The organism is Pseudomonas sp. R15(2017), from assembly GCF_002112685.1.
Classification (GTDB): Bacteria; Pseudomonadota; Gammaproteobacteria; order Pseudomonadales; family Pseudomonadaceae; genus Aquipseudomonas; species Aquipseudomonas glycinae.
Genome location: NZ_NEII01000001.1, coordinates 764,183 through 777,947, shown reverse-complemented (window position 1 = coordinate 777,947; position 13,765 = coordinate 764,183). Strand labels below are relative to the sequence as shown.

16 protein-coding genes are annotated in these 13,765 nt (G+C 58.4%); 10 read left to right on the top strand and 6 right to left on the bottom strand.

Annotation, left to right across the window (positions count from 1 at the left end):
- A partial coding sequence (locus CAF77_RS29435) for a hypothetical protein (RefSeq protein WP_085713961.1) occupies positions 1–292 on the top strand: 292 nt, incomplete at its 5' end.
- A 121-nt stretch (positions 293–413) separates the two neighbouring features.
- Here the strand turns inward: CAF77_RS29435 and tyrS are convergent.
- Positions 414–1,613, bottom strand: a complete 1,200-nt coding sequence (tyrS, locus tag CAF77_RS03600; protein WP_064380386.1) for a tyrosine--tRNA ligase — start codon at positions 1,611–1,613, stop codon at positions 414–416.
- 210 nt (positions 1,614–1,823) lie between these two features.
- On the opposite strand from tyrS, the gene CAF77_RS03595 reads away from it, so the two are divergent.
- Together CAF77_RS03595 and CAF77_RS03590 are read left to right on the top strand one after the other, a co-directional pair.
- On the top strand, positions 1,824–3,248 hold the full coding sequence (locus CAF77_RS03595) for a peptidoglycan DD-metalloendopeptidase family protein (RefSeq protein WP_064380384.1): 1,425 nt from the start codon (positions 1,824–1,826) through the stop codon (positions 3,246–3,248).
- Positions 3,249–3,251: 3 nt separating this feature from the next.
- A complete protein-coding gene (locus tag CAF77_RS03590; RefSeq protein ID WP_064380382.1) occupies positions 3,252–4,343 on the top strand; it encodes an anhydro-N-acetylmuramic acid kinase in 1,092 nt (363 codons plus the stop codon).
- A 72-nt stretch (positions 4,344–4,415) separates the two neighbouring features.
- On the opposite strand, the gene erpA is transcribed toward CAF77_RS03590, so the two are convergent.
- Together erpA and argC are read right to left on the bottom strand one after the other, a co-directional pair.
- Positions 4,416–4,766: an iron-sulfur cluster insertion protein ErpA gene (gene erpA, locus CAF77_RS03585; protein ID WP_003228776.1), complete on the bottom strand. Its 351-nt coding sequence runs from the start codon at positions 4,764–4,766 to the stop codon at positions 4,416–4,418.
- Between the two features lie 168 nt (positions 4,767–4,934).
- Positions 4,935–5,969, bottom strand: a complete 1,035-nt coding sequence (argC, locus tag CAF77_RS03580; RefSeq protein WP_011336183.1) for an N-acetyl-gamma-glutamyl-phosphate reductase — start codon at positions 5,967–5,969, stop codon at positions 4,935–4,937.
- 135 nt (positions 5,970–6,104) lie between these two features.
- On the opposite strand from argC, the gene hemJ reads away from it, so the two are divergent.
- From hemJ to coq7, 6 genes are all read left to right on the top strand, one after another.
- The gene (hemJ, locus tag CAF77_RS03575; protein ID WP_011336184.1) at positions 6,105–6,533 is read left to right on the top strand and encodes a protoporphyrinogen oxidase HemJ; all 429 of its coding nucleotides are present in this window, start codon (positions 6,105–6,107) and stop codon (positions 6,531–6,533) included.
- Positions 6,534–6,566: 33 nt separating this feature from the next.
- Positions 6,567–7,535 (top strand): nitronate monooxygenase family protein, encoded by a 969-nt coding sequence (locus CAF77_RS03570; protein WP_064380380.1) that lies wholly within the window; start codon positions 6,567–6,569, stop codon positions 7,533–7,535.
- Positions 7,536–7,624: 89 nt separating this feature from the next.
- Positions 7,625–8,575: a DUF805 domain-containing protein gene (locus CAF77_RS03565; RefSeq protein WP_064380379.1), complete on the top strand. Its 951-nt coding sequence runs from the start codon at positions 7,625–7,627 to the stop codon at positions 8,573–8,575.
- 61 nt (positions 8,576–8,636) lie between these two features.
- The gene (locus CAF77_RS03560) at positions 8,637–9,425 is read left to right on the top strand and encodes an SDR family oxidoreductase (protein WP_007956321.1); all 789 of its coding nucleotides are present in this window, start codon (positions 8,637–8,639) and stop codon (positions 9,423–9,425) included.
- An 81-nt stretch (positions 9,426–9,506) separates the two neighbouring features.
- Positions 9,507–9,845 (top strand): histidine triad nucleotide-binding protein, encoded by a 339-nt coding sequence (locus CAF77_RS03555; protein WP_007956318.1) that lies wholly within the window; start codon positions 9,507–9,509, stop codon positions 9,843–9,845.
- 107 nt (positions 9,846–9,952) lie between these two features.
- Positions 9,953–10,600, top strand: coding sequence for a 2-polyprenyl-3-methyl-6-methoxy-1,4-benzoquinone monooxygenase (gene coq7 / locus CAF77_RS03550; protein WP_007956317.1), 648 nt, complete (start codon positions 9,953–9,955; stop codon positions 10,598–10,600).
- 60 nt (positions 10,601–10,660) lie between these two features.
- Here coq7 and speD read toward each other — a convergent pair whose 3' ends face one another.
- Both speD and CAF77_RS03540 read right to left on the bottom strand, forming a co-directional pair.
- A complete protein-coding gene (speD, locus tag CAF77_RS03545; RefSeq protein WP_064380377.1) occupies positions 10,661–11,455 on the bottom strand; it encodes an adenosylmethionine decarboxylase in 795 nt (264 codons plus the stop codon).
- Positions 11,456–11,692: 237 nt separating this feature from the next.
- Positions 11,693–12,115 (bottom strand): OsmC family protein, encoded by a 423-nt coding sequence (locus CAF77_RS03540; RefSeq protein WP_003228794.1) that lies wholly within the window; start codon positions 12,113–12,115, stop codon positions 11,693–11,695.
- Between the two features lie 236 nt (positions 12,116–12,351).
- Here CAF77_RS03540 and crp point away from each other — a divergent pair, with 236 nt between their 5' ends.
- Positions 12,352–12,996 (top strand): cAMP-activated global transcriptional regulator CRP, encoded by a 645-nt coding sequence (crp, locus tag CAF77_RS03535; RefSeq protein WP_011336190.1) that lies wholly within the window; start codon positions 12,352–12,354, stop codon positions 12,994–12,996.
- A gap of 10 nt (positions 12,997–13,006) precedes the next feature.
- Here the strand turns inward: crp and CAF77_RS03530 are convergent, their stop codons facing one another.
- On the bottom strand, positions 13,007–13,705 hold the full coding sequence (locus tag CAF77_RS03530) for a lipoate--protein ligase family protein (RefSeq protein WP_011336191.1): 699 nt from the start codon (positions 13,703–13,705) through the stop codon (positions 13,007–13,009).
- Positions 13,706–13,765: the final 60 nt, after the last annotated feature.

The window sequence follows — 13,765 nt, the reverse complement described above, 5'->3', positions numbered from 1 at the left end:
CTTGATTCAGTTGTTAAAGAGCGGTTGGTTAAGATCTTTCGTCTCAACCGAGGCGCGCATTCTACAGCAGCCTCATTTGCTGTCAAGTGATTATTTTCAGAAGTTTTCGAAGATTTCCTCAACAACTTCAACCACTTGCGCTTCCGATCTCTCGTTAGCGGGAGGCGAATTCTACAGCGTTACACGCTGCTGTCAACACCTCTTTTTCTCCGCTTTCGACCGAGAAGATCGAACCATTGAAAGCGCCAAACAGACCGGCATTTCCAACTCCTTCCAGGCCTCGATAAACTGAAGCGACCCGCTTCGAAACCTACTTAACTCATTGAATCTCAAGGAGTTTTCCGTTTCGACTGCGCCGGAAGTGGGGCGAATTATAGACATCCAGAATTCGCCGTCAACCCCTTATTTCAACTTTATCCGGATTTCAGCGTAATTCGTGCAAAAGCCTTCTTGCCGGCCTGACAAACGTGAGTCGCACCCAGTACGTATATAAAGGAGCGATCAACAACCTCGCCATCTATACGTACCCCGCCGGAAGCCAGCAGATCACGAGCAGCGGCAGAGTTCTTCACCAGCCCCGCTTTATTAAGGACAGCAGCAATCGGCATATCCTCGGCAGCAGTCAGTTCGACCTCTGGCAGATCATCCGGCAACTCACCATCCTTCATACGATTACCCGCACCACGGTGAGCATTGGCCGCAGCCTCTTCACCATGGAAGCGCGCAACAACCTCTTCGGCCAGCTTGATCTTGATATCGCGAGGATTAGCTCCCGCCTCTACGTCGGCACGGAACGCATTGATCTCATCCATCGAACGGAAGCTTAGCAGCTCGAAGTAGCGCCACATCAACGCGTCGGGAATCGAAACCAGCTTGCTGTACATGACACCCGGCGCTTCCTGGATACCGACGTAGTTGCCCAGCGACTTGGACATCTTCTTCACACCATCCAGACCTTCAAGCAACGGCATCGTCAGGATGCACTGTGCTTCCTGACCATAACCACGCTGCAGCTCACGCCCCATCAGCAGGTTGAACTTCTGATCGGTACCACCCAGCTCAACGTCAGCGCGCAACGCGACAGAGTCATAACCCTGAACCAGCGGATAGAGAAATTCGTGAATGGCAATCGGCTGATTGGTGGTGTAGCGCTTATCGAAGTCATCACGCTCGAGCATACGAGCAACGGTGTACTGCGAAGTCAGACGAATAAAGTCCGCAGGCCCCATCTGATCCATCCAGGTGGAGTTGAACGCGACTTCGGTTTTCGCCGGATCAAGAATCTTGAAAACCTGAGTCTTGTAGGTCTCGGCGTTTTCCAGAACCTGCTCACGGGTCAACGGAGGCCGCGTGGCACTCTTGCCGCTCGGATCACCGATCATTCCGGTGAAATCACCAATAAGGAAGATCACCTGATGCCCCAGCTCCTGGAACTGGCGCAGCTTATTAATAAGCACAGTGTGGCCAAGGTGCAGATCCGGCGCAGTTGGATCGAAGCCGGCCTTGATTCGCAGCGGCTGGCCACGCTTGAGCTTTTCGATCAGCTCGGACTCGACCAAAAGTTCTTCCGCACCACGTTTAATCAGCGCTAGCTGCTCTTCAACCGACTTCATAACAGACCCGCAAGGCTCAGATTCAAAGGGAACCAACCATACAAGATCGTGCACCAAATACAAGTTTTGCCCGGCGCACGGACACCAATCCACGGACATGGCGCCCGCAGACTTGCTTCAAAGATGATTTGGTTATATTTTATACAGTTATTTCATCTTCATCATGTCATTCATCTTTTCCAATTCATCTTTTTCAAAGTCAAATTACTTATGACCACTGAACCGTCTAAAGCGCCACCGCTTTACCCGAAGACCCACCTGCTCGCCGCAAGTGGGATCGCCGCCCTTCTCAGTCTGGCGCTCCTGGTGTTTCCATCCAGTGATGTTGAAGCCAAAAAGACAACGCTGAGCCTTGAACTGGAAAGTCCTGTTGAACAACTGACACAAGATCAAGACGCTGCCGACGCGGCTCAAGCCACAAACGAATCCGTAGCCTCCCCTTTCGCGCAGATCGAAAACAGCACCGAAGAACCGCAGGAAACCGCCCAGGCCGCACCAGCGCCGACACCGGTAGTCGAAGAAAAGAAGGCCCCGAATCACAGGGAAGTGATCGTCTCCAAGGGCGATACGCTTTCTACACTGTTCGAGAAAGTCGGCCTGCCGGCCGCGGCCGTCCATGAAGTGCTGGCCAGCGATAAACAGGCCAAGCAATTCAGCCAGCTCAAACATGGCCAGAAACTCGAATTCGAATTGAACCCACAAGGCCAGCTGACCAACCTGCACAGCAAGGTCAGCGACGTTGAAACCATCACCCTGACCAAGAACGACAAGGGTTATGTGTTCAACCGCGTTACCGCCAAACCCACTGTTCGCACCGCTTATGTGCACGGTGTGATCAACAGCTCGCTGTCGCAGTCCGCCGCCCGCGCAGGCCTGTCCCACAGCCTGACCATGGACATGGCCAGTGTCTTTGGCTACGACGTCGACTTCGCCCAGGATATCCGCCAGGGCGACGAATTCGATGTGATCTACGAACAGAAAGTGGTGAATGGCAAAGCGGTTGGCAACGGCCCGATCCTGTCAGCCCGCTTCACCAACCGCGGCAAGACTTACACCGCCGTGCGTTACACCAACAAACAGGGCAACAGCAGCTACTACACTGCTGATGGCAACAGCATGCGCAAGGCGTTCATCCGTACACCGGTGGACTTCGCCCGCATCAGCTCGAAATTCTCCATGGGCCGCAAACACCCGATCCTCAACAAGATCCGCGCCCACAAAGGCGTCGATTACGCCGCCCCACGTGGTACGCCGATCAAGGCTGCCGGCGACGGCAAAGTGCTGCTGGCCGGCCGCCGCGGCGGTTACGGCAACACCGTGATCATCCAGCACGGCAACACTTACCGCACGCTGTATGGCCACATGCAGGGCTTCGCCAAGGGCGTGAAGACTGGCGGCACCGTGAAACAGGGCCAGGTGATCGGTTACATCGGCACCACCGGCCTGTCCACCGGACCGCACCTGCACTATGAATTCCAGGTCAACGGCGTTCACGTCGATCCATTGGGTCAGAAACTGCCGATGGCCGACCCGATCGCCAAATCCGAACGTGCTCGCTTCTTGGCGCAGAGCCAGCCACTGATGGCTCGCATGGATCAGGAAAAAGCCACCATGCTGGCTTCGAGCAAACGTTAAGCCATGGCTCTGTATATCGGCGTGATGTCCGGCACCAGTCTCGATGGGTTGGACATCGCCCTGATTGAGCAATCCTCGGCGATCAATCTGGTCGCCACGCACTACATCCCTATGCCTGACACCCTGCGCGCCGAGATGCTTGGCTTGTGCGCCAGCGGCCCTGACGAGATCGCCCGCTCGGCGATTGCCCAGCAGAACTGGGTGAAGCTCGCCGCACGAGGGATCCATACCCTTCTGGAACAGCAACAGCTCAAGCCTGAAGCCATTCGCGCGATCGGCAGCCACGGCCAGACCATTCGCCATGAACCGGCGCGTGGTTTCACGGTACAGATCGGCAACCCTGCCCTGCTGACCGAGCTGACCGGCATTACAGTCGTCAGTGACTTCCGCAGCCGCGATGTAGCCGCCGGCGGCCAGGGCGCTCCTTTGGTTCCGGCCTTTCATGAAGCGTTGTTCGAAGAGCGTACCGGTAACCGTGCAGTCCTGAATGTCGGCGGTTTCAGTAATCTCAGTCTGATTGAGCCGAACAAGCCTGTAGCCGGTTTCGACTGTGGGCCGGGGAATGTGCTGATGGACGCCTGGATTCATCAGCAACGGGGCGAGAACTACGACCGCAACGGGCAGTGGGCAGCCAGCGGCAAGGTCGAGCCGACCCTGCTGAAAGCTCTGCTCAGCGATCCGTTTTTCGTGACCCAAGGCCCGAAGAGCACCGGCCGCGAAGTCTTCAACCTGCCCTGGCTGGAGCAGCAACTGTCGCGTCTGCCAGGTTTCGCACCCGAAAACGTACAGGCGACATTGCTCGAACTGACGGCGCTGACCATCGTCGAATCGCTGCAAGGCGCTCAATCGAATACCGAAGAGCTTCTGGTCTGCGGGGGCGGCGCCCACAACGCCACACTAATGAAACGCCTGGCCGGGCTGCTGCCGAATGCCAAGGTCGCCAGCACCGCGACCCACGGTGTCGATCCGGACTGGGTCGAGGCCATGGCCTTCGCCTGGCTGGCCCATTGCTGCCTTGAAGGGATCGCCGCCAATCGCCCGAGCGTCACCGGCGCCAAAGGCCTGCGCGTACTCGGTGCCATCTACCCCAACTGACAAATCGCAGATAACAAAACGCCGCAGAACCGTGAGGTTCTGCGGCGTTTTATTGTGTTCGGTGAAGCGCGTTCAGATCGAGAACGAGGAGCCGCAACCACAAGTGGTGGTGGCATTCGGGTTCTTGATCACGAAACGCGAACCTTCCAGACCTTCCTGATAATCCACCTCGGCACCTGCCAGGTACTGGAAGCTCATCGGATCGACCACCAGACTGACGCCTTCGCGCTCGACGATGGTGTCGTCCTCGGCCACATCTTCATCGAAGGTGAAGCCGTACTGAAACCCTGAACAACCGCCGCCCGTAACGAATACGCGCAGCTTCAAGCGATCATTCCCCTCTTCATCGACCAGGCTCTTCACCTTGTGCGCGGCACCTTGAGTGAATTGCAAAGCCGTGGGGGTGAAGGATTCGACGCTCATGCTGACTTTCTCCCGGCGTTACGCCGCCATAATGCGTGATGACGCGCATTATCCGCTTGTCCTAGAAAATCGGTCAACTATTGTTACGGTATATCAATAAAGCTGATCAGCCGACCAGAATGCAAAAAGGCCCGTCAAACGGGCCTTTTTGCCAAGCAAGATCAGTCGTTACGGCAGCATGCCGGCGTGGGACAGACCCAAACGCTCATCCAGCCCGAACAGAATGTTCATGTTCTGCACCGCCTGGCCCGACGCGCCCTTGACCAAGTTGTCGATCACCGAGAGCACTACCACCAGATCACCATCCTGCGGGCGGTGAACCGCGATGCGGCAGACGTTGGCGCCACGCACACTACGGGTTTCTGGATGGCTACCAGCCGGCATCACGTCGACGAACGGCTCATTGGCATAACGCTTCTCGAACAACGCCTGCAGATCCACCGAACGATCCACCACGGTCGCGTAGAGCGTGGAGTGAATGCCACGGATCATCGGCGTCAGGTGCGGCACGAAAGTCAGACCGACATCCTTGCCCGCCGCACGACGCAGCCCCTGACGAATTTCCGGCAGATGGCGGTGACCTTTCACCGCATAAGCCTTCATGCTTTCCGACGTCTCGGAGTACAGCGAGCCTACGGCAGCACCACGACCGGCACCGCTGACACCGGACTTGCAGTCGGCGATCAGGTGCGAAGCGTCGGCAATGCCCGCCTCAAGCAACGGCAGGAAACCCAGCTGTGTCGCGGTCGGATAGCAACCCGGCACCGCGATCAGACGTGCTTTCCTGATCTGCTCACGATTGACTTCCGGCAAGCCGTAAACCGCTTCGTCCAGCAGCTCCGGCGCGCCGTGCGGCTGACCGTACCACTTGGCCCATTCATCAGCGTCCTGCAGACGGAAGTCTGCCGACAGGTCGATGACCTTGGTGCCGGCCGCCAGCAACTCGCCGGCCAGTGCGTGGGCAACGCCGTGCGGAGTGGCGAAGAACACCACGTCGCAAGCGCCCAGGGTCTTGATGTCAGGCACGCTGAATGCCAGACCGTCGTAGTGACCGCGCAGGTTCGGGTACATATCAGCCACGGCCAGACCGGCCTCGGATCGGGAAGTGATGACCACCACTTCTGCCTGCGGATGCTGTGCCAACAGACGCAGCAGTTCGACACCGGTGTAACCCGTGCCGCCGACGATACCGACCTTGACCATAAACCTGCCCTCAACGAACCCACTGGAAAGCCGTCGATAATAGGGGCCGCGCGCCCCTGCGACAACCGCCAAGGTGACGTGCGGACGCTCAAGCCTCTACTATCGGGCCTACCGTGAATCAGGGAATAACCCAAAATGCTCTATCTGTGGATCAAAGCGCTGCATATCGTCAGCATCGTGTGCTGGTTTGCCGGCCTCTTCTATCTTCCGCGACTGTTCGTTTATCACGCGCAAAGTGAAGACACGATCAGCAAGGAACGCTTCAGCATCATGGAGCGCAAGCTCTATCGCGGCATCATGGGCCCGGCAATGATCGCCGCGCTGATCTTCGGTGGCTGGCTGATCTATCTGAACCCGAGCATCTTCAGCAGCGGTGGCTGGATCCACGCCAAACTGACCCTGGTCGTGCTGTTGATCGGCTACCACCACATGTGCGGCGCGCAGGTAAAACGTTTTGCCCGTGGCGAGAACACCCGCAGCCATGTCTTTTATCGCTGGTTCAATGAAGTGCCGGTTCTGCTATTGCTGGCTATCGTAATTCTGGTCGTGGTCAAGCCGTTCTAACTTCAACAAATACAACTTTCCGGGGTACTTCCGATGTCGCTGCCCGCTCTGCTCGAACAACGTCTGCGCCTGCCTGTGGTGGCGGCACCGATGTTCCTGATTTCCAATCCTGAACTGGTGCTGGCGTGCTGCCGCAACGGCGTGGTTGGCAGCTTCCCGGCGCTGAACCAACGCGAAAGCAGCGGGTTCAAGGCCTGGCTGGAGCAGATCGAAGCAGGCCTGGCGACATTGGAGAACCCGGCGCCGTACGCGGTGAACCTGATCGTCCACCACAGCAACCCACGCCTGCAGGCTGACCTGAACATCTGCGTCGAACACAAAGTCCCCATCGTCATTACCAGCCTGGGGGCCGTCAAAGAGCTGGTGGATGCGGTGCACAGTTACGGTGGCCTGGTCTTCCACGACGTAACAACCCGCCGCCATGCCGAGAAAGCCGCCGAAGCAGGTGTCGACGGTTTGATCGCCGTCGCAGCCGGTGCCGGTGGGCACGCCGGAACCTGGAGCCCGTTTTCGCTGATTGCCGAGATCCGCGAGTTCTTCGACAAGACCCTGTTGCTTGCAGGATGTTTGAACCATGGGCATGAGATTCTCGCCGCACAACTGCTCGGCGCGGATCTGGCCTACTTCGGCACGCGATTTATCGGCACCACTGAAAGTCATGCGCCTGACGCCTACAAGCAGATGCTGCTGACTGCCAAAGCCGCCGACATCATTCATACTCCTGCCGTGTCCGGTGTTCCGGCCAGCTTCATGCGCCAAAGCCTGGAGGCCGCCGGTTTCGACATGGCAGCCCTGCAGGGCAAGGGTGAAGTGAACTTCGGCGACAAGCTCAAGCCGATCAACGACGAAGCCAAGGCCTGGAAAACCGTGTGGTCGGCGGGTCAGGGCGTAGGTCAGATCGACGATCTGCCAAGCGTGGATCAACTGGTGGCGCGTCTTGATGCGGAGTATCGCCAGGCCCTGCAACACGCAGCACAGTTACCCAAACGCTGGCCACGCTGAACAAATCCGGCCAGTCGCTGCCAGAGGACTGGTCTGGCACTGACAGACTGCAATCACTCAACTTATCTCGCGACAAGGATGCCTCGGCCATGAGCGAACCCCGTTACAAGATCGTTTTCGACGGCGCGCTCCAGCCCGGCGTCGATATCACCACGGCCAAGCTCAACCTGGCCGACCTGTTCAAAAGCGATGTCGCCGCCATCGAGCGCCTGTTCAGTGGCCGCACCGTCGCGCTCAAGCGTGATCTGTCGCACAGCGATGCGCAGACTTATCTGCAAGCGCTGGGCAAGACCGGGATCGATGCCCGGATCGAAACAGAAACGCCCATCGAACTGAATCTTTCGGATGTCCACGAGCAAAGTGCCGCTGTGACGGAACCTGACTCGCCTTATGCGCCACCTCGCGCCGCTGTCGGTGAAAGCCTGCCGGCGTTCGCGCCGCTAAAGCCGTTCAGCGTCGAGGGCCGGATCGGCCGTTTGCGTTACCTGGCTTGGTCGATGGTGTTGAGCCTGGTAACCCTGCCAATCGTCAGCGTGTTCGCGCTGATCGGCCTGGGCCTGGTCAGCGCCGACTCGACGACGGGGCTGATCATCGGCGGTCTCCTCGCCTTCTTCCTGTTCCTGGCCTTCGCGATCGTCGGCATCCTGTTCAGCATTCAGCGCCTGCACGATATCGGCTGGTCCGGGTGGCTCTGGCTGCTGACGCTGGTGCCGTTCGTGGGCAGTTTCTTCCCGCTGGTAATCATGGTCGTACCGGGCAACACCGGGGCCAACCGCTATGGCCCACCACCTCCGCCAAACAGCACGGCGGTCAAAGTACTGTGCTCTCTGTGGATAGTGTTTATAGGGCTGTTTTTTGTGGGTGGCATGCTGGGCGGGATCACCGCCATCCAGCAGGAGTATGAAAGCAGCCTTGAAAGCAGCTACGAGAGTGGTTCGGTGACCACCGATGAAATTGATGTCGAAGTCGAACCCGCCGCGAATTCGGCAGACGATGCAGCCGAAGCCGCCCTCGCCCCTGTAGACTCTGCGAAAGAATGAACAACGCTCCCCGCCGTGACACCTGCGTCCACGGCGCGGCGCTGTTGCGATGGAGATTTGCATGACCCGTTACGCTCTGATCACCGGCGCCTCCAGCGGCATCGGCCTGGCCATGGCCGAAGCCCTGGCACGCCGTGGCCGCAGCCTGATTCTGGTGGCTCGCCAGCGTGATCAGCTGGAAAGCATTGCGATTGAACTGACCCAGCGCTTTGGCGTTGAGGTGCTGTTCCGCGCCTGTGACCTTGGCGAACCGCTGCGCCTGTCCGGTTTCCTGCTGGAGCTTGAAGAAGGCGACCGGCAGATCGATCTGCTGGTCAACTGTGCCGGCATCGGTACTTGCGGCCCGTTCCTGGCCCAGGACTGGATGACCGAACAGGATCTGATCGAAGTGAACATCCTCGCCCTCACCCGGCTCTGCCATGCCATCGGCAACAGCATGGCGTTGCAGGGTGGCGGGCAGATTCTCAATGTCGCGTCGGTGGCGGCCTTCAACCCCGGGCCCTGGATGAGCACCTACTACGCCAGCAAGGCGTACGTGTTGCACTTCTCGGAAGCACTGCGGGTGGAACTGAAGAAGTGCGCGGTCAAGGTGTCGGTGCTCTGCCCCGGCCCGACCCGCACCGCGTTCTTTCGCACCGCGCAACTGAACAACGACAAGCTCAACGCCAGCAAACTGCTGATGAGTCCCGAGGAGGTTGCGCTGTATACCGTGCGCGCCCTGGAGAAAAACCGCGCGATTATCATTCCCGGACGCCGAAACCGCTGGTTCGCCTTTCTACCTCGGCTCGGTTCGCGCTGGCTCAATCGCACGATTGTCGGCATGGTCAACAAGGCTTACTGCCCGCGCTGAAAAGCCCTACGGCAAAACACTGGGCGGGCTTATCCCCCTATGAGTACACTCAGGCCAGCCCAAACAACGGAGAAAACAGCTGTGGATACTCTGTTCACCAAGATCATCAACCGGGAAATCCCGGCGAAGATCATCTACGAGGACGACCAGGTTCTGGCGTTCCACGACATCGCCCCACAGGCACCGGTGCATTTTCTGGTGATCCCGAAGAAACCGGTGCGCACCCTCAACGACCTGACCGAAGACGACAAGGCACTGGCCGGGCACATCCTGTTCACCGCCCAGCGTCTGGCGCTGGAGCTGGGTTGCGAGGAAGGCTTCCGGGTGGTGATGAACTGCAATGAAATGGGCGGACAGACGGTCTACCACATTCACATGCACGTGCTCGGCCAACGCCAGATGAACTGGCCTCCGGGCTGATTGAACTGCAGGCTCGGTGGGAGCGCCCTGCTCCCACATGACCCAGCGCAAACCTTCCCCGGCCGATTCGGTTAAACTGGCCGCCGAGATTCTTCCCGGAGGTCAGCATGACTACCCAACGTCACTACTCGCCCATTGATCGTCTTCTGCTGCAAGCCGATGCTGCGATGCGTACCCTGCTGCCCTTCAGCGGCCAGCCGTACCGTCCGTCACCGGCGATCGTGCAGCCTGATGTGCAAATGAGCGATGAAGACACCCGCCACGTCGCCGGCCTGATGCGCATCAACCATACCGGCGAAGTCTGTGCCCAGGCGCTGTATCAGGGCCAGGCGCTGACCGCCAAGCTGCCGCAAGTGCGTGAGGCCATGGAACATGCGGCCGAAGAAGAGATCGATCATCTGGTCTGGTGCGAACAGCGCATTCACCAGTTGGGCAGCCACACCAGCGTGCTCAATCCGCTTTTCTACGGCATGTCGTTCGGGATCGGCGCAGTCGCCGGACTGATCAGCGACAAGGTCAGCCTCGGGTTTGTCGCCGCCACCGAGCATCAGGTTTGCAAGCATCTGAACGAACATCTGGAACAACTGCCGGCCGAGGATGAAAAATCCCGGGCGATTCTGGAACAGATGCGTATCGATGAAGAACATCACGCGGAAAGTGCACTGGAGGCCGGCGGTTTCCGCTTCCCGGCGCCGGTGAAATTCGGCATGAGTCTGCTGGCCAAAGTGATGACCAAGAGCACTTACCGGATCTGAAAAACGCCCGCAAAAAAGGCGACTGCCGCGAAGCAGTCGCCTTTTTTGTGCCCGGATTTCTTAGCTCGGCATATTGCGCGCGTAGAAGATTTCCAGCATTTCGTGTTTCACACGCTCGGTCACCTGAGCGCGTTGCTCAGCCGACAGGTTGCTGGTGGCATCGCCGAACAGGTAGTTGTCCAGTTCGAAGTTCTTCAGCAGCATTTTGGTGTGGAACAGGTTTTCCTGATAAACGTTCACGTCAGTCATCTGGTACGCGTCGCGAGTGTCATCGGAAAGGTAGTTCTGAATCGAGTTGATCTCGTGGTCGATGAAGTGCTTGTTGCCTTCAACGTCACGGGTGAAGCCGCGCACACGGTAATCCACGGTCACGATGTCCGAGTCGAACTGGTGAATGAGGAAATTGAGCGCTTTAAGCGGTGAAATGACACCACAGGTCGACACATCGATGTCCACACGGAAGGTCGCAATACCGGCGTCCGGATGAATTTCCGGGTAGGTGTGCACCGTGATGTGGCTCTTGTCGAGGTGGGCCAGGATGATTTCGGGCAACGGGCCCGGGGACTCTTCGATCTGGCTTTCGGTCGGGGTCACCGGCTCTTCCGAGATCAGAATCGTGACGCTGGCACCCTGAGGCTCATAGTTCTGACTCGCAATGTTCAGAATGTTGGCACCAATGATTTCGACAACTTCCGTGAGGATCTGCGTCAGGCGTTCGGCGTTGTACTCTTGATTGATGTACTCGACGTAAGCCTGCTGGTCTTGCGGGGTTTCCGCGTAGCAGATGTCATAGATGTTGAAGCTCAAGGTCTTTGTCAGGTTATTGAACCCGTGGAGCTTGAGTTTGCTTTTCACCGTTAAAAACTCTCTATGTATGCGGCACGGCCGCGTGATCAAGCATGCCCGTCAAGTGCGAACAACGCACCTGCGTAGGACGGTTAACACCTCTTCGCGATGGCGATTTTGGTTATCTGTTCAGGCGGATGACCCGTCGGTTGACTGATCACGGCCCTGAAAAAAGTGGCGCATTATGCAGACGTCAGCGGGGGATCGCCAGAGTCTGCACTGCTTTTATGATAGTTGAATGTCGGCTCAGCCGAGTTCGACGATTTCATAGTCGTGGGTGATCGCTACACCGGCGGCGCCGAGCATGATCGAGGCCGAGCAATACTTCTCTGCAGACAGCTCGATGGCGCGTTTGACCTGGGCTTCTTTCAGGCCACGGCCCTTGACCACAAAGTGCATGTGGATCTTGGTGAACACTTTCGGATCTTCGGTCGCGCGCTCGGCTTCCAGAAAGGCTTCGCAGCTTTCAACGGCCTGACGGGACTTCTTCAAAATGCTGACCACGTCGAAATTGCTGCAACCGCCGACGCCCAGCAGGAGCATTTCCATCGGGCGGACACCCAGGTTACGACCACCGGCGTCCGGCGGACCGTCCATGACCACGACATGACCGCTGCCGGATTCGCCGAGGAACATGGCTTCGCCAGCCCATTGGATGCGTGCCTTCATCGCCAAGACTCCACTGTAGAAAAAAGGGTCGCCAGCTTAGCACAGGGCCCTGCCCGGACAGCGAGCACGTTCCTAGGACGGATGCACCTTTAACGTAGGTGATTTCTCGAAATTTCGACGAAGTGTCTGGTAAGCTGGCGCCAATTCACTGGCGCCTTCGCCAGACTGTGTAGCGACCGTCTCAGCGCCTCATATAAAAACCAAATATAACCGTGCAGTCTTTTCGGGATACAACCATGGTTGGTATTACCCCCACACCCAAAATCAAGAACCTCGACAAGCTGCTGATGCATTGCCAACGCCGGCGTCACGCGGCCAAGAGCAACATCATCTGCGCCGGGGATCGCTCCGACACGCTGTACTTCATCATCCGCGGTTCGGTCACGATCCTGATCGAGGACGACGACGGCCGCGAGATGATCATCGCGTACCTGAATGCCGGGGACTTCTTCGGCGAGCTGGGCCTTTTCGAAGAGGCCGGCCAAGAACAGCAGCGCAGCGCCTGGGTGCGGGCCAAGGTCGAATGCGAAGTCGCGGAAATCAGCTACGCCAAGTTCCGCGAATTGTCGCAGCAGGATCCAGACATTCTTTACGTGCTCAGCGGACAAATCGCACAACGCCTGCGCAACACCACGCGCAAGGTTGGCGACCTGGCATTCTTCGACGTCACCGGCCGTGTCGCTCGCTGCCTGCTGGAGCTGTGCAAACAACCGGATGCCATGACTCACCCGGACGGCATGCAGATCAAGGTGACCCGTCAGGAAATCGGCCGGATTGTCGGTTGTTCGCGAGAGATGGTCGGTCGCGTGCTCAAGGATCTTGAGGAACGCAACCTGGTGGATGTGAAAGGCAAGACCATGGTGGTCTTCGGCACTCGCTGAGTGCCAAAACTCAGCCGGCGTAGATCTGCGCCAGCATCAAACGAAAGAGTTCATCGAGACGCGCCAGTGCATGGGGCGCCGGGAATTTCTCATGCAAAGCGATGTGGCTGGCAGCGCGTACCCGCTGCTCCAGACCACACGCTTCGTTGAAGCGGTTGACCGCCGCGACCATCGACTCACGTTCGTCATCCACCAGCATCGCCCCGTGCACCAACCCCACCGGACGCTGACCACCCTGACTCTGGCGCCAGCGCTGAGCGGTGCCGACCATCTTGCGACCGTCGAGATTGACGTTGAAGCGACCGTCGCAGAACGCACCGTCGATTTCCCCCAGCGACGAAGTGCCACCCAACTCATCCAGCAACTCACAGATCGGATCACACAGACGCCGGTAACCGGTTTCGATACGGTTCAGATCGCCTTCGCTGCGAGGCGGTGCGTAGACCAGTGCAATGTTGATGGTCGAAGCCGACTGCGGAACAGGTTCGCCGCCGGTTTCACGCAGCAACACCGGCCAGCCGGCAGCAGCGGAGACTTCACAGGCGTGATCGAATCCGGGCAAGCGGTTCAAACGGCGCGGCATGACCAAGGCGCGGTCGCTGGGCTGCCAGAACAACAAGCCGAATTCGGCATCACCCGCGCAGACCGAGGCCAGCAAATCCTGTTCGGCTTGCAGACCGGCTTCGATGGTCAGGGACGTGGGGATCATAAGGTTTCCATAGGACGTTGAGTCTGAGGTGAATCTTATGCCGCCTTCGCGGGCAAGCCC

Bases quoted from the DNA above. Each gene is read 5' to 3' on its own strand.
- CAF77_RS03560 (WP_007956321.1), top strand. From the start codon at position 8,637: ATGACCCGTTACGCTCTGATCACCGGCGCCTCCAGCGGCATCGGCCTG.
- CAF77_RS03530 (WP_011336191.1), bottom strand. From the start codon at position 13,705: ATGATCCCCACGTCCCTGACCATCGAAGCCGGTCTGCAAGCCGAACAG.
- CAF77_RS03570 (WP_064380380.1), top strand. From the start codon at position 6,567: ATGTCGCTGCCCGCTCTGCTCGAACAACGTCTGCGCCTGCCTGTGGTG.
- coq7 (WP_007956317.1), top strand. From the start codon at position 9,953: ATGACTACCCAACGTCACTACTCGCCCATTGATCGTCTTCTGCTGCAA.
- crp (WP_011336190.1), top strand. From the start codon at position 12,352: ATGGTTGGTATTACCCCCACACCCAAAATCAAGAACCTCGACAAGCTG.
- tyrS (WP_064380386.1), bottom strand. From the start codon at position 1,613: ATGAAGTCGGTTGAAGAGCAGCTAGCGCTGATTAAACGTGGTGCGGAA.
- CAF77_RS03540 (WP_003228794.1), bottom strand. From the start codon at position 12,115: ATGAAGGCACGCATCCAATGGGCTGGCGAAGCCATGTTCCTCGGCGAA.
- erpA (WP_003228776.1), bottom strand. From the start codon at position 4,766: ATGAGCGTCGAATCCTTCACCCCCACGGCTTTGCAATTCACTCAAGGT.
- hemJ (WP_011336184.1), top strand. From the start codon at position 6,105: ATGCTCTATCTGTGGATCAAAGCGCTGCATATCGTCAGCATCGTGTGC.
- argC (WP_011336183.1), bottom strand. From the start codon at position 5,969: ATGGTCAAGGTCGGTATCGTCGGCGGCACGGGTTACACCGGTGTCGAA.
- CAF77_RS03565 (WP_064380379.1), top strand. From the start codon at position 7,625: ATGAGCGAACCCCGTTACAAGATCGTTTTCGACGGCGCGCTCCAGCCC.
- CAF77_RS03595 (WP_064380384.1), top strand. From the start codon at position 1,824: ATGACCACTGAACCGTCTAAAGCGCCACCGCTTTACCCGAAGACCCAC.
- CAF77_RS03590 (WP_064380382.1), top strand. From the start codon at position 3,252: ATGGCTCTGTATATCGGCGTGATGTCCGGCACCAGTCTCGATGGGTTG.